We start from the raw sequence: 13,670 nt of genomic DNA, 5'->3' as shown, positions 1-13,670 counted from the left end.
CGTTCAGCGGTCCGCCGTCAGGAGCGGCCCGCCCTGTCCACCAGCACCGCCACCGTGCGCGGCGGGACGGTCACCGTGCCCGTGACCTTGTCCCACGTGGTGGTGCGGACCACCGGGTCGCTGCCCCGCGCCTGCACCGGCGAGAGCACCAGCTTGTGCCCGGCCAGCGCGGACACCGTCTGCGTGGTCGGCTCGTCGGAGGCGTTGAGGACCACGAGCACGCCGTCGAGCGACTTGTCGACGTCCTTGGTCCAGCGCCGTGCGGCCTTGTCCCAGCCCGGCTCGTCCGAGATCGACATGACCACGACACCCGGGTCCGCATCCGGTCCGGAGCCCGGGAACGTCACCTTCTGCTCGATGAGCGACGCCGAGCCGAGCCGGAACAGCGGAGTCGAGAACCGGAGCTTCAGCAGGTCGTCGGCCGCCGCCGAGGCGTCGGCGATGTCGGCCGCGGTCGGCTTGAGCGCGGGGTCGGCCAGGAGCGGCTTCTGGATCGACCATTTCCCGTCGTTGTCGGCCGCCGGCGGCAGACCACGGCCGAAGCCGTTGTCCTTGCCGGACAGGTCGAGCGAGTTGAACCAGTCGCCCGAGTCGTAGCTGTTGCGGTCGAGCGACTTGCTGCGCAGCAGGTCGGCGCCCGCGTGCCAGAACGACGGCGTCTGCGCGAGGGCCGTGGTGGCCAGCGAGACCGTGTTCATCCGGACGCGGTCCGCCATCGCGGTGTCCGTCGGCAGCTTGTACGTCAGCGAGTCCCACAGGGTCTCGTTGTCGTGGGCGTCGACGTAGGTGATGACCTCCTCCGGGGAGTCCGCGTAGCCCGCGGGCTGACCGTTGTAGTCCAGCTCGTCGCCGCTCTGCATCGTGCCCGCGCTCGTCAGGAAGGCGAAGTCGCGCAGGTTGCCGGCCATGCCGAGCCGCACCAGGTCGGCGTCGTGCGCCGCCCGAGCGGCCTGGTCGGTCTCGGTGCCGTTGATCGGGTCGCCGTTCGGGTCCGTGCCGCCGCCCGAGCCGAAGCCCTGGATGTGCGGGTTCGAGTCGAACGGGCCTCCGCCGCGTACGGCGTCGCGCAGCCGGTCGGAGAAGGTGCCGATGCCCGTGCCGCCGAGCTGGCCCTGCGTGGCCTGCGTGAACAGCGCGTTGTCGGCCACCTCACCGAAGTTCCAGCCCTCCCCGTAGAGGTACACGTTCGACCCGTCGACGCCGTCCTCGCGGGGCGTCAGCTCGTCGAGCGCCTTGCGGATCGCCTGCATGTTCTCCACCGAGTGGTGGCCCATGAGGTCGAAGCGGAACCCGTCGACCTTGTAGTCGCGAGCCCAGGTGACGACCGAGTCGACCATGAGCTTGCCTGCCATGGCGTGCTCGGTCGCGACGTTCTGGCAGCAGGTGGACGTCTCGACGTTCCCCACCGCGTTGAGCCGCTGGTAGTAGCCGGGCACCACGCGGTCGAGGATCGACTGCGTCGCCTGGCCGCTCGCGGTGGTGTGGTTGAACACCTGGTCGAGCACGACCTGCAGGCCGTCGGCGTGCAGCGCGCCGACCATCGTGCGGAAGTCGGCCACGCGGCCGCCACCGTCCTGGTGCACCGCGTACGACCCCTCGGGCGCCTGCCAGTGCAGCGGGTCGTAGCCCCAGTTGAAGCCGTCGGTCGACGCCTGCGCCATGACGCACGCCTGCTGCTTGTCGGAGTCCGCCGGGAACGACGCCAGGTCGCACTGCGGGGTGGTCTGCTTGCTCCGGTCCTCCTCGATCGACGCGATGTCGAACGTCGGCAGCAGGTGCACGGTCGTCAGTCCGGCCTTCTCGAGGCTCCGGAGGTGCTGACGACCGGCACCGTTGCCCGCGAACGCCAGGTAGGTGCCCCGCTGGGCGGCGGGGACGGTCGTGTCGTTGATCGAGAAGTCGCGCACGTGCAGCTCGTAGATCGTCTGGTCCACGGGGCGGACCACGGGCTGCTTCGCCTTGACCCACTGGGTCGGCTCGTACGCCTTGTCGGCCAGGTCGACCAGCACGGAGCGGGTCGAGTTCACGGTCAGCGCGACCGAGTAGGGGTCGGTGACCTCGTTGACCTCGACCTTGTCCGTCGTCGGCGCGTAGACCGTGACGTCCCAGAGGAACTGCTTGCCGGACCAGGACTTCTTGCCCGCCACGGTCCAGGAACCGTCCTCCTGCTGCTCGGCCGCGACCCTGGTCGCGTCAGCGCCTGCGGCCCCTGCCCACACGAGCAGGTCCACGTTCTGGGCGGTCGGTGCCCAGAGTGCCAGCGACGGCGTCCCCCGGTTCCACGTCGTGCCGAGTGCGCGCTTGCCGGCCTGGCCCGCGTACAGGTCGTCGAGCACGCCCGGGATCTGCACGCCGGTCACGGCCTGCAGGGTGTCGCCCGAGCTCTGGCTGACCAGCAGGGCGCCCCGGAGCAGCTCCTTGACCCGCTTCGGCGACGCCTCGACGTGCAGCGCGAGGTAGCCGTCGGCCAGAGCGGGGAACCGCTTGACCTGCTTGGCGGACAGTCCGTCGGCGTCGTAGGTCAGTGCGACCGGCGAACCGTCGTCACCCGTCACGACGCCGTCGACGACGACCGGCTGCTTCGTCGGCGAGCCGTGCAGGACCCAGCTCAGGGACGCCGGGTCGGCGCCGTCCGGGACGAGGCCCTCGGGCCACGCAATCGTCTTCGCGTCGATCCACTGCGCCTGGTCCGTCCCGGTGCCGGGCAGAGGCGGGTCGGTGACCACGACCGTCAGGATGTGCGTGGCCAGCACGTACGAGAACGTCACGGGCTTGCCGCCGGGTGCCGTGAAGGAGATGTTCGCCCCACCCGGCTGCCCGTTCGCGCCGTAGTTCTCGTCCCAGCTGAGGTTGTGCGCGACCTTGACCTCGTAGGAGCCCGCGGGCAGGTCGTTCGCGACGAACGTGAAGGTGCCGTCGCCGTCCGGGTCCTGCAGCCACGACTTCATGCAGTCGGGCGCCCAGTCGCCCTCGCAGCCCAGCTCGCTGTTGTCCGAGCCGGGGACCGTGAGGATCGGGCCCTGCGCGGTCGAGGTGAACCAGTGGGTCGACGGGTCGTAGTAGAAGGTCACGGGACCGGACGCGGCCACGGTGTAGGCGACGTTCCCGCCCGTCGGGCTCCCTCCGACGCCGTAGGCCTCGTCCCAGGTGCCGCCGATCGCGACCTTGTACTCGTAGCTGCCGGCCGGGAGCGTGAACGTGCCGGAGTAGATGCCGTCGGCACGCTTGGTCAGCTTGGCCGCCTCGCAGTCCGGCTGCCAGTCGCCCGGGCACCCCATCTCGCTGTTGTGGTTGCCCGGCACGGTGACGAGCAGCTCGCCCGTCACCGGCGGGCTCACGACCGTGCCGTACGTCGAGGCAGCGGACGTGTGACCCGCGGCGTCGACCGTGACCGCACGGAACTCGACTAGGGCACCGACCGGCAGCCCGCTGACGTCGGCGTACACGCGCGGGCTCGTCGTCTCTGCCGTTCCCAGCGCCGTCCAGGCACCGTCACCGGCGACCCGGTAGGAGAACGACGTCTGGCTCCACACGTCGGTGGCCACGTCGGCGGTCACCGGGATCTGGCCCGTGATGCCGGAGCCGGCGGCCGGCGTGCTGACCGCGATCGAACCCGCCGCTGCCGGAGCGCCCACGGTCGTCCCGGCCCGCAGGACGATCGCGCTCAGCGCCGGGACGGTCAGGGACACCGTGCCGTCGGCGCCCGCCGTCGCGGAGGACGACGTGCCGAAGAGCGGGCTGAACGTCGCGTTCGGCGTGAGCGTGTCGACGGCGACCGTCGCCGGCGAGGTGCCGTTGTTGAGCGCGACGAGGTGCTCGACCTTCTCGGTCGCGTCGACGCGCGAGAACGCGTAGACGGAGCCGTCGGCGTAGCGCTCGATCTGGGCACCGTCGGTCAGCGCCTTGCTGGAGGAGCGCAGCGCCGCGAGGGACGCGATGTGCTCGTACAGGGCCGACCCGGTGTCGTACCGGTCGACGGAGCCCGCGGTCGTGCCGTCGAGCAGCTGCTGGTTCGCGTACTCCGGCACCTGCGTGGCGAACAGCGACTGCCGGGCGTCCTTGTCGGTCCCGTTCAGCGACCCGTTGCCCACGAAGCCCTGCTCGTCGCCGTAGTAGACGACCGGCTGCCCGCGCGTCAGGTACATGAGCGAGTGGGCCAGCTCGGAGCGCTGCTCGGGCGTGCTCGCTCCCTTGACCATGTAGCCGATGCGGCCCATGTCGTGGTTGCCCAGGAACGTCGGCAGCGCCTGCGCGTTCGTCGTGGGCGTCGTGTACATGTCGTCGCCCGCGTAGAGCGTCTGCAGGCGCGTCGCCGCGAGGCCCTTGGCGTAGTCCGAGGCCGCCGACTGGAACGTGAAGTCGAGCACGCCGTTCATCTCGCTCTTGCGGACGTACGGCGACAGCTTGGCGGGGTCGGCGTCGTAGACCTCGCCGAACATGAAGAAGTCCGGGTTGCCCGCGGCCGTCGCGTGGTCGTGGACGGCGGTCGTGAACTTCTGCCAGAACTCGAAGTTGACGTGCTTGGCGGTGTCGATGCGGAAGCCGTCCACGCCGAGGTCGACCCAGCCGTTGTAGACGTCCGCGAAGCCGTTCACGACCGCGGGGTTCTCGGTCATGAGGTCGTCGAGGCCCGAGAAGTCGCCGTACGTCGTCGACTCGCCGGAGTACGTCGAGTTTCCGCGGTTGTGGTAGAGCGTCGGGTCGTTCAGCCAGTCCGGGACCTTGACGTGCGCGTCCTCGGGCTTGATCACCGGCGTGTACGGGAAGCTCGTCGCCGCGTCCATCGTCGGGAACGTGTCCGTGCCCGCGTACGTGTGCGGGTCGAAGGCCGTGCCGTTCGCGTCCTTGTACGGCCGCGTCGCCTGGTCGATGTAGGTGTACTTCTGCTGCGTGTAGTCGATGACGTCGGCGGTGTGGTTAGTGATGATGTCGAAGTAGACCTTGATGCCGCGCGCGTGGGCGTCGGCGATCAGCGACTCGAGCTCGGCGTTGGTGCCGAGGTGCGGGTCGATCTGCGTGAAGTCGGTGACCCAGTAGCCGTGGTACCCCGCGGACGCGTCGGCGCCCGTGCCCTGGACCGCGCGGTTCTTGAACGACGGCGTGAGCCAGATGGCCGTGCTGCCCAGACCCTGGATGTAGTCGAGCTTGCTGTGCAGGCCGGCCAGGTCGCCGCCCTCGTAGAAGCCCTTGTCCGTCGGGTCGTAGCCGGTGGCCAGGCGGTCGCCGGTCAGGCCACCCGTGTCGTTGCTGTCGTCCCCGTCGGCGAACCGGTCGGTCATCACGAAGTAGAACTGCTGACCCGCACCCGGGTCGCGCACCGGCGTCGCGACGAGGGCGTCGTCGGCCGGCGTGTAGCCGCCGTCCGGGCCCGTCAGCGTCGTGTGGTGCGTCGTGTCGTCGTAGGTGAAGCGGATGGTCGTCGGCCCGGCGACCACGAGCGGGGTGTTGTTGCCGCCGCCGTCCGCGCCGTAGGCCTCGTCCCAGGTGTCGTTCAGCGCGACCTTGTACTCCCACGAGCCCGCCGGGACGGTCAGCTCGGCCGCGTACTGGCCGGCGACGCCTGTCTGGGCGAGCTCCGTCTGCGTGCAGTCCGGCGCCCAGTCGCCCGCGCACCCGAGCTCGGACTGCAGGCTCCCGACGAGCGCCGCGGTGCGCTCGGCCGCGGCGACCGGGGTCGCGACGACCGCCGCGCCGACGAGTCCGAGCAGCGTGACCGCGAGGGTGGTGAGGGCTGCGACGGGACGTCGCCAGGAGCGGGTTCGAGCAGTGTCAGCGGGCGCCATGGCGACTCCTTCGTCTTCCCGCAGACGTCTCTGTGCGCGGGCTGTGCCGGGTGATGTCGCCGACCGTAACGCTTGCAGCAACTTGCAGCAACCGTTTCGTCCGAAATGGTGGCGGAACGACGAACGACCGGCACCCGCTGGGCGGGTACCGGTCGTCGTTGGTCGTGCGTCAGCTCAGCGGCGACGCCAGCGACGCCAGCAGCGCGGCCGAGTCCGCGACCGCGCCGAACACACCGCCCTGCATCTTGACCATGTTCAGCGCCGCCAGGTAGTTGCCATAGTCGGTGGCACCTGTGCAGTCCGACAGCAGGAGGCACTCGTAGCCGCGGTCGTTGGCGTCACGCATGGTCGTGTGCACGCAGACGTCGGTCGTGATCCCGGTCAGGATGATGTGCGTGACGCCCTTCGACCGCAGGATCAGGTCGAGGTCCGTCGCATAGAACGACCCCTTGCCGGGCTTGTCGATGATGACCTCGCCGGGCAGCGGTGCGACCTCGGGCACGATCTCCCAGCCGGGCTCACCCCGCGTGAGGATGCGGCCGCACGGGCCCGAGTCGCCGATGCCCGCGTTGATCCGACGCGACCGCCACAGCTTGTTGGCCGGCAGGTCCGACAGGTCCGGGCGGTGCCCTTCGCGCGTGTGGATGATGTGGAAGCCCAGCTCACGGGCCACCTCGAGCATCGCCGCGGTGGGCGCCAGGCCGGCGCGCGTGAGGTTGAGGTCGTAGCCCATGGCGTCGACGTAGCCGCCCGGGCCGCAGAAGTCCTGCTGCCAGTCGATGTTGATGATCGCGGTCGTCGCCGGGCTGAAGCTGCCGTCGTACGGCCAGGGGTACGGCTCCGCATCGACGGGCCCGAACGAGACGTCGGTCGCGGTGGCGAGCTGGTCGGTGGTCATCGCAGGTCTCCTGAGGTCAGGGCGGGAACGGGGCTGAGGGCGGCGACGACGTCGGCGGTGCGGCCGACCGCGCCGAAGATTCCGCCGGACATCTCGATGCTGGACACCGACGCGGCGGTGAGCGCCGGGTCCACCGGGACGCAGGCGTCGATCACGAGGAGGCACTCGTAGCCGCGGTCGTTGGCGTCGCGCATCGTCGAGTGGACGCACGTCTCCAGTCCGACGCCCGCCAGCACGAGCCTGCGGTAGCGGCCCGTGCGCAGGACGATGTCGAGGTCGCTGGCGTAGTAGCCGTCTATGCCGCCGGCGACCATGTCGATGTCGGGGACCAGCAGGCTCGTGATGTCCAGCAGGTCCGTGGACGGCGTGACGGGCTCGCGAAGCCGTACCCCACCCGGGGGCGGCGCCGTGGTCCGGACGACGATCACGGACCCGCCGGCCGCACGCACGGCATCGGCGAGGGCCTCGAGCTGCGGGGCGATCGGCGCCGCGCTGGGGCCGGCGTCGGCGGTCAGGACCACGAGCAGCGCGGTCTGCGCGCCGCCGAGGTCACCGTCGTAGGGCCACGGGTAGGGCGTCGTGGCGGAGACGTACGGGGTCATGGGTCCCCTCGCTGTGTGAGAACCCCGGGATCGGCCTCGTGCGAGGCCGACCCCGGGGCGGTGATCAGGAGATGGTGCCGACGACACCCTGGACGAAGTAGTCCATCTGCTCGATCGTCTCGATCGGCGGGGTCTCGCCGTCCGGGACCTCGACGGTCCCGTCCTGCGCGGTGATCGGGCCGGTGAACGGGCTGCCACCGTCCTCGATCTTCTTGGCGGCGTCGGCGATCAGCGCCTTCGTGTCGTCCGAGACGCTCGGCCCGAAGGCGGAGGCGACGAACGGGTTCTCGCCGCTGGCCATGTTCGCCCGGTAGTTGGCGTTGTACTCGCTGCCGGTGAAGTCACCGTCGATCGCCGTCTGGACGATGTCCGTGTACAGCGGGCCCCAGTTCCACTCGGAACCCGTGAGCCAGCCCTTCGGAGCGAGCGACGACGCGTCCGCGTGGTAGCCGACGGTGTACGCGCCGGCGTCCTCGGTCGCCTCGATGATCGTCTTGGTGCAGTCCTGGTGCTGCGTGACGACGTCGACCCCGGAGCCGAGCAGCGACTGCACCCGGTCGGCCTGCGTGGCCGGGTCGCACCAGCTGGTCGTCGAGACGGCCGTGACCTCGACGTCGGGTCGCACCGTCTGCGCGCCGAGCGTGAACGCGTTGATGTTGGCGAGCGTCTGCGGGATCGGGATGGCGTAGATGTAGCCGAGCTTTCCGGTCTTCGTCGCCGCACCCGCCGCGATGCCCGCGAGGTAGACGGGCTCGTAGACGCTGCCGAAGTACGAACCCATGTTGGCGGGCGCCGGGTCGTCCAGCAGGCCACCCTGGTGGACGACGACGACCTCGGGGTGCGCAGCGGCGACCTGCTTGGCCGCGTCGAGGTGGCCGTAGCTCGTCGCGAAGATGATGGTCGCGCCCTGCGCGATCATGCTCTCCATCGTCGTGGCGGCCGTGTCGTCCTCGGGGATGTTGTAGGCGTCGAGCACCTTGACGTCCGGGAAGCTCTCCCGGAGCGCCTCGACCCCCTGGTAGACCGCCTGGTTGTACCCGAAGTCGTCCTTCGGTCCCACGGCGATGACGCCGACCGTCGTCGCGCCCTTGCCGGGTGCGGCGTCGGAGGACGTCGCGGCCGACGAGCTCCCCGGGTCGTCGTTGGACACGGCGGGGCTGCACGCGGCGAGCACCGCCACCACCGCCGCTGCGATCAGTGCGCCAGCTGTACGTCGGATCCGCATGGATGTTCCTTCCGGTCGCCCGCGGGGCGGGATGGGTCGAGGGGGTGGGCGGGGTGGAGAGGGTCAGGCGGTGCGACTGTTGTCGAACACCTTGGAGAGCTCGTCGGGGGCGGCGAGCATCGTGCGTTTGCCCAGGACACCGAGCACGACGAGGGTCAGGACGAACGGGATGGCGGCGAGCGCGAACTGGTTCACGGCATAGCCCGCGGTCTGCAGGACCGAGGCCAGCGAGAGCGCGATGCCGAAGAGGTAGGCGCCGGCCATGATGCGCAGCGGGTTCCACATCGCGAAGATCACGAGGGCCACAGCGATGAAGCCGCGGCCGGCGATCATGTTCTCGAACCAGCTGTTCGCGTAGGCGATGGAGATGTGCGCGCCACCGATCCCGGCCAGCGCACCTCCCGCGATCGTCGACCAGTACCGCACCGACTTCACGCTGTAGCCGTTGACGCCGAGAGCCTCCGAGCGCTCGCCGGCGGTCCGGACCAGCAGGCCGACGCGCGTCCGGAACAGCACCCACCAGATCACCGGGGCCGCGACGAACGCGATGTAGACCAGCGGGTCGTGGTCGAACAGGATCGGTCCGAGCCCGGGGATGTCGGACAGGCCGGGGATCGCGTACGGCGTGAACGAGTTGATCTGCTTGCTGACGTAGTCGACGCCGAACAGCGCGGTGACGCCGAGCGCCAGGAAGTAGAGCGTCAGGCCGCTCGCGAACTGGTTGGCCCCGCGGCTGACGACGAGCACGGCGTGCACGAGGCTCAGCAGCGCACCGGCTGCCGCACCGCCGAGCACGCCCATCCACGGGTTGCCCGTGTGCGCGGTGACCGCGTACCCGCCGAGCGCCCCGAGGAGCATCGAGCCCTCGGTGCCGAGGTTGATGATGCCCGCACGCTCGGAGATGGTCTCGCCGAGACCCGCGTACATGATGGACGTGCCGCCGCGGACGGCTCCCGCGAGCAGGTCGATGATCATGACTTCGCCTTTCGCGGGCTCGTCCAGCCGAGAACGGCGACGAGCAGGAGGCCCATGAGGATGTTGACGCTCGCGGCGGGCAGGCCCGAGTTGATCTGCAGGCTGTTGCCCGAGACCGCGATCGCGGCGAGCACGAGAGAGGCGAGCAGCAACGGCAACGGCTTGTGCCGGGACAACCAGCTCGCCAGGAACGCGACGTAGCCGATGGTCAGGCCGAACGTGGGCCGCAGCTTGTACTCCATGCCCGCGAACTGCACGAAGCCCGCGAGCCCGGCGAGCGCTCCGCCGATGAGCAGCGCGGTGAGGATGAGCGTGACGACCGGCATGCCGGCCCGGCGCGCGGCCTCACCGTTGCCACCGACGACCGAGAGGCGGAAGCCCCACGTGGTCCGGGTCAGCGCGAACCAGACGACGACCGCGGCGACCACCGCGATGATCACGCCGACGTGGACCTGCGTGCCCGCGATCACGGGGAGCTTGGCGGCGTCGTTGAGCTCGACGCTCGTGGACTGGCCCAGCGCCGACGGGTCCTTCCACGGCCCCAGGATCAGGAAGAGCATCGTGTACAGGGCGACGTAGTTGAGGAGCATCGTCGTGACGGCCTCGTTGACCTTCACGACGAGCCGCATCGCGGCCGCGATCCCGGCCCACAGGGCACCGGCGATCATCGCGCTGACCATCATCGCGATCACGACGACCCACGGGGACATCAGCGGGGTGAGCCACAGGGCCGCCGCCGCCGCACCGATGCCGCCGATGATCAGCTGCCCCTCACCACCGACGTTCACGAGGCCCGCGCGGGCCGGGACGACGACGGCGAGGCCCGCGAGCGCGATGGGCGCCGCCCGCAGGATGATCTGCTGGAACTGCCCGGACTGCGTCAGGGTCGAGTTCCAGATGTCGGCGTAGACCGCGATCGGGTCGGCGCCGTTGGCTAGGACGAACGCGCTGAACAGGATCAGGCCGGCGAGCACAGCCACCAGCCAGCGCACCCCGGTCGACCAGCCGGCGCTGATCCGGGGACCGCGGTCGGTCGGCACGTCGGCCGGGACCGCAGTCGCGACGATCGCCGCCGCGACGGCCGCAGTCTCGTCGACCTTCTCGGTGCCTTGGGTCTCCTGCGTCATGCCACACCCCCGAGCATCAGTCGGCCGATCGACATCCGGTCGGCACCCGCGGTGTCGATGACGCCGACCAGGTGCCCGTCGTGCATGACAGCGATCCGGTCGGCCACGGAGATGAGCTCGTCGAGGTCTTCGGAGACCATGAGGACGGCGGCACCCCGGGCACGGTGCTCGAGCAGCACCTCCTGGGTGCGGCGCGTGTTGGCGACGTCCAGACCGCGGCTCGGGTAGGCAGCGACGACGAGGGTGGCGTCCTGGCCCAGCTCGCGGGTCAGCAGGACGCGTTGGATGTTGCCTCCGGACAGCGAGGCGAGCGTGCGCTTCTTGGGCGCCATGTGCAGGCCGACGCGCTCGTCGAGCGTCGTGGTCCGGGCGTCCACCGCGGACCAGTCGATGCCGAACCCGCGGCGCGGCACCTCCCGCCCGTCGAGGACCATGTGCTCGAGCACCGACAGCCCGGGCACCACCGCGTCCGCGACGGGGTCCTCGGGGACCGCCACGGCACCCGCGGCGATCGCCTCGCTCGGACCGAGTCCCGACGCGGGCGAGTCGCCGACCCGGACGGTGCCGGCCGAGACGGGGCGCAGCCCGAGCGCGACCTCGCACAGCTCCTTCTGGCCGCTGCCGGCCACGCCTGCGACGCCGACCAGCTCACCGGGGTGCACCTCGAGGTCGACGCTCTTGAGCGCGACGTGACCCCGGTCGCCGAGCGCCGTGGCGCCCTGCAGCTCGAGCACGGCACGCTCGCTGACCGGGACCGGCTCGCGCTCCCGGGACAGCGGCGGCACGCGCCGACCGACCATGGCCTCGACGAGCTCCTCGTCGGAGAACTGCGTGGGGTCGGCGGACGTGAGGACCGCCTGGCCGCCGCGCAGGACGGTGACCTGGTCGGCGATCGCGCGCACCTCGTTGAGCTTGTGCGTAACGAGCACGATGCCGAGGCCCTGGTCCCGCAGCGAGGCGACGACCGTCAGGAGCGCCTCGACCTCCTGCGGCGCGAGCACGCTCGTCGGCTCGTCGAGGATGACGAGCCGGGCGCCCGTCATCAGGACCTTGAGGATCTCGGCGCGCTGCCGCTCGCCGATGGACAGGTGCCGCACCTTCGCGGTCGGGTCCACCGCCAGGCCGAACTCCTGGGACGCCGCCTCGATCTTGGCCGAGAGCGCCTTGAGCTTGAGGGTCGGACCGTCCGGGAGCGCCAGCGCGATGTTCTCGGCGACCGTGAGCGCGGGGACCAGGCGCAGGTCCTGGAACACCATGCCGATCCCGAGGCCGCGGGCGTCGGCGGGGTTGCCGGGCGCCACCAGGTTCCCGTCGATGAACATGCGTCCCTCGTCCGGGGTGTAGACGCCGTAGATCATCTTGAGGAGCGTGCTCTTGCCGGCCCCGTTCTCACCGATGAGACCGTGCACCGTGCCGGGCATGACCGTGAGGTCCACGTCCGAGTTCGCCACCACCTCGCCGAAGCGCTTGGTGAGGCTGCGCACCTCGAGGAGGGCCGTCGGCTTCCCGACGCGGCTCTCCGCGCGGGCGACGGCGTCCGAGGTCATGCCCGCGTCCCCGCGTCGGAGGGCAGTCCGACGACGGTATCCAGCGGCGTATCCGTTGGTGTATCCATGCCTGGAGGCTAGGAGCGCGATGTTTCCGAATCCGACGGCACACGTAACGCTCTCGTGTCCGGTCGAGCACGATTTGGTGCGAGATCACCGCCTACAGTTCGCGCCATGACTCGTGTGCTCCTGGTGCATGGCGCCGCCACCACAGCCCTGGTGTGGGACCGCCTGCGCCCCCTCCTCCCGGACGTCGAGCTCGTCGTGCCGGACCGTCCGTCGAGCGGCGACCTGGAGGTCGAGCTCGCCGCGCTGGCGCCTGCCGCCGAGGGATCGGTCGTGGTGGGCGTGAGCGGTGGGGCGACGCTCGGTCTGGCACTCGCCTGTGCATCGTCGCACCTGGCGGGCGCCGTGCTCCATGAACCTGCGGTCGGATCTCTGGCGCCCGACCTGCTCGACCACGTCGTGGCCGGCTGGGCGACCGGCGGCGTCGCCGGCTTCGGGTCCGCGCTCTACGGTCCGTCCTGGGACCCGTCGATGGCACCGGCGGACGCCGACGCGGTCGCTCGGGACCTGGCGATGTTCCGACGCTTCGAGCCAGCCACGCTGGTCGAGGGCAACGGGCGCGTCCTGGTCACGGTCGGGGCGGACTCGCCCCCGGTGCGGCACGCGGCCGCGGCGGCGCTGCACGAGCGGCTCGGCGTCGAGGTCGGCGTGCTGCAGCACAGCGGCCACTTCGTCCAGCACGACAACCCCGCGGCCCTCGCCGCCGCGGTGCGCTCGGTGCTGGCCGCGCTCTAGGCTCGCCGCCCGCGTCAGTCCTGCGGTGATCCGCGCAGCCCGGCGAGGCGGGCGTCGAGGTCGGCCGCTGCGTCGTCGTCGACCTCCACCAGCTTGTCCCTGCTCGTCGAGCCGGAGACCAGCCGCACGTGCCGCGGCCGGATCCGCAGTGCGTCCGCCAGGGCGGCCAGCACGGCCTGGGTGGCAGCACCGTCGACGGCCCGCGCGGTCACCGCGACGACGAGGCGGTCGCCGTACGTCCCACCGACCCGGGTCCGCGACGCGCCCGGTCTCACCCGGACCGCGACCCGCACGTCAGCGCCTCGGCGGGTCGATGAGCCGGGGCGCGCGACGCATCCGCAGGAAGAGGACGACGCCGACGACCGCGCACGCCACGGCGACGAGGAGGAACGGGACAGGCGACATCGACGTGCTGCACGTCGATGTCGTGAGCACCGAGTCCGCACAGGACGCCTCCGGCCAGTTCCGGTTCTTCCAGGCGAGCGCGAACGGGAGGGCGCTCAGACCCGTGAGGATCCCCCACTGCGCGGGCCGCAGGCCCTGGCGGACCACCAGCACCCCGCCGAGCAGCAGTGCCACGAGCCCGACCAGCAGCCCCGCGGCCGCGGGCAGGCTGAACCCGCCGCCGACGGCCATCCCGAGCAGCACCCAGCCGAGAAAGGCACCGACGCTCGTCCCCGGGCGCGGGACGGCGACGTCCTGCGCCCACACG

The 13,670-nt window shown here is 71.0% G+C and carries 10 protein-coding genes; 1 reads left to right on the top strand and 9 read right to left on the bottom strand.

Annotated features, from left to right (window positions below; all coding sequences use genetic code 11):
* Positions 1-17: 17 nt before the first annotated feature.
* The 7 genes from pulA to AC1DPN_RS03795 all read right to left on the bottom strand — a co-directional run bounded on the left by pulA (position 18) and on the right by AC1DPN_RS03795 (position 12,157).
* A complete protein-coding gene (gene pulA / locus AC1DPN_RS03825; protein WP_477083368.1) occupies positions 18-5,783 on the bottom strand; it encodes a pullulanase-type alpha-1,6-glucosidase in 5,766 nt (1,921 codons plus the stop codon).
* A gap of 169 nt (positions 5,784-5,952) precedes the next feature.
* Positions 5,953-6,681, bottom strand: a complete 729-nt coding sequence (biuH, locus tag AC1DPN_RS03820; RefSeq protein WP_477083367.1) for a biuret amidohydrolase — start codon at positions 6,679-6,681, stop codon at positions 5,953-5,955.
* Positions 6,678-7,283 carry a cysteine hydrolase family protein gene (locus tag AC1DPN_RS03815; RefSeq protein ID WP_477083366.1) on the bottom strand — a complete coding sequence of 202 codons (606 nt, stop codon included), beginning with the start codon at positions 7,281-7,283 and terminating at the stop codon, positions 6,678-6,680. The genes biuH and AC1DPN_RS03815 overlap by 4 nt, the downstream gene beginning before the upstream one ends.
* A 64-nt stretch (positions 7,284-7,347) precedes the next feature.
* On the bottom strand, positions 7,348-8,508 hold the full coding sequence (locus AC1DPN_RS03810; RefSeq protein ID WP_477083365.1) for a BMP family ABC transporter substrate-binding protein: 1,161 nt from the start codon (positions 8,506-8,508) through the stop codon (positions 7,348-7,350).
* Positions 8,509-8,571: 63 nt separating this feature from the next.
* On the bottom strand, positions 8,572-9,483 hold the full coding sequence (locus AC1DPN_RS03805; protein ID WP_477083364.1) for an ABC transporter permease: 912 nt from the start codon (positions 9,481-9,483) through the stop codon (positions 8,572-8,574).
* On the bottom strand, positions 9,480-10,610 hold the full coding sequence (locus AC1DPN_RS03800) for an ABC transporter permease (RefSeq protein WP_477083363.1): 1,131 nt from the start codon (positions 10,608-10,610) through the stop codon (positions 9,480-9,482). Before AC1DPN_RS03800 ends, AC1DPN_RS03805 begins: the two co-directional genes overlap by 4 nt.
* On the bottom strand, positions 10,607-12,157 hold the full coding sequence (locus tag AC1DPN_RS03795) for an ABC transporter ATP-binding protein (protein WP_477083362.1): 1,551 nt from the start codon (positions 12,155-12,157) through the stop codon (positions 10,607-10,609). The genes AC1DPN_RS03800 and AC1DPN_RS03795 overlap by 4 nt, the downstream gene beginning before the upstream one ends.
* A gap of 174 nt (positions 12,158-12,331) precedes the next feature.
* Here AC1DPN_RS03795 and AC1DPN_RS03790 point away from each other — a divergent pair, with 174 nt between their 5' ends.
* Complete coding sequence (locus tag AC1DPN_RS03790) at positions 12,332-12,958, top strand: alpha/beta fold hydrolase (protein WP_477083361.1); 627 nt, start codon at positions 12,332-12,334, stop codon at positions 12,956-12,958.
* Between the two features lie 14 nt (positions 12,959-12,972).
* Here the strand turns inward: AC1DPN_RS03790 and AC1DPN_RS03785 are convergent, their stop codons facing one another.
* Positions 12,973-13,251 (bottom strand): DUF167 domain-containing protein, encoded by a 279-nt coding sequence (locus AC1DPN_RS03785; protein WP_477083360.1) that lies wholly within the window; start codon positions 13,249-13,251, stop codon positions 12,973-12,975.
* A gap of 1 nt (position 13,252) precedes the next feature.
* Positions 13,253-13,669, bottom strand: a complete 417-nt coding sequence (locus tag AC1DPN_RS03780; RefSeq protein WP_477083359.1) for a hypothetical protein — start codon at positions 13,667-13,669, stop codon at positions 13,253-13,255.
* Between the last annotated feature and the right edge of the window lies 1 nt (position 13,670).

The sequence above is a fragment of the Cellulomonas sp. P4_H4 genome (genome assembly GCF_056400865.1).
This window is presented reverse-complemented; position numbering and strand designations above follow the sequence as displayed.

What these genes read in the sequence shown, in the direction of transcription:
- AC1DPN_RS03800 (WP_477083363.1), bottom strand. Translation starts at nt 10,610, where the DNA reads ATGACGCAGGAGACCCAAGGCACCGAGAAGGTCGACGAGACTGCGGCC.
- AC1DPN_RS03815 (WP_477083366.1), bottom strand. Translation starts at nt 7,283, where the DNA reads ATGACCCCGTACGTCTCCGCCACGACGCCCTACCCGTGGCCCTACGAC.
- AC1DPN_RS03810 (WP_477083365.1), bottom strand. Translation starts at nt 8,508, where the DNA reads ATGCGGATCCGACGTACAGCTGGCGCACTGATCGCAGCGGCGGTGGTG.
- pulA (WP_477083368.1), bottom strand. Translation starts at nt 5,783, where the DNA reads ATGGCGCCCGCTGACACTGCTCGAACCCGCTCCTGGCGACGTCCCGTC.
- AC1DPN_RS03795 (WP_477083362.1), bottom strand. Translation starts at nt 12,157, where the DNA reads ATGACCTCGGACGCCGTCGCCCGCGCGGAGAGCCGCGTCGGGAAGCCG.
- AC1DPN_RS03805 (WP_477083364.1), bottom strand. Translation starts at nt 9,483, where the DNA reads ATGATCATCGACCTGCTCGCGGGAGCCGTCCGCGGCGGCACGTCCATC.
- AC1DPN_RS03790 (WP_477083361.1), top strand. Translation starts at nt 12,332, where the DNA reads ATGACTCGTGTGCTCCTGGTGCATGGCGCCGCCACCACAGCCCTGGTG.
- biuH (WP_477083367.1), bottom strand. Translation starts at nt 6,681, where the DNA reads ATGACCACCGACCAGCTCGCCACCGCGACCGACGTCTCGTTCGGGCCC.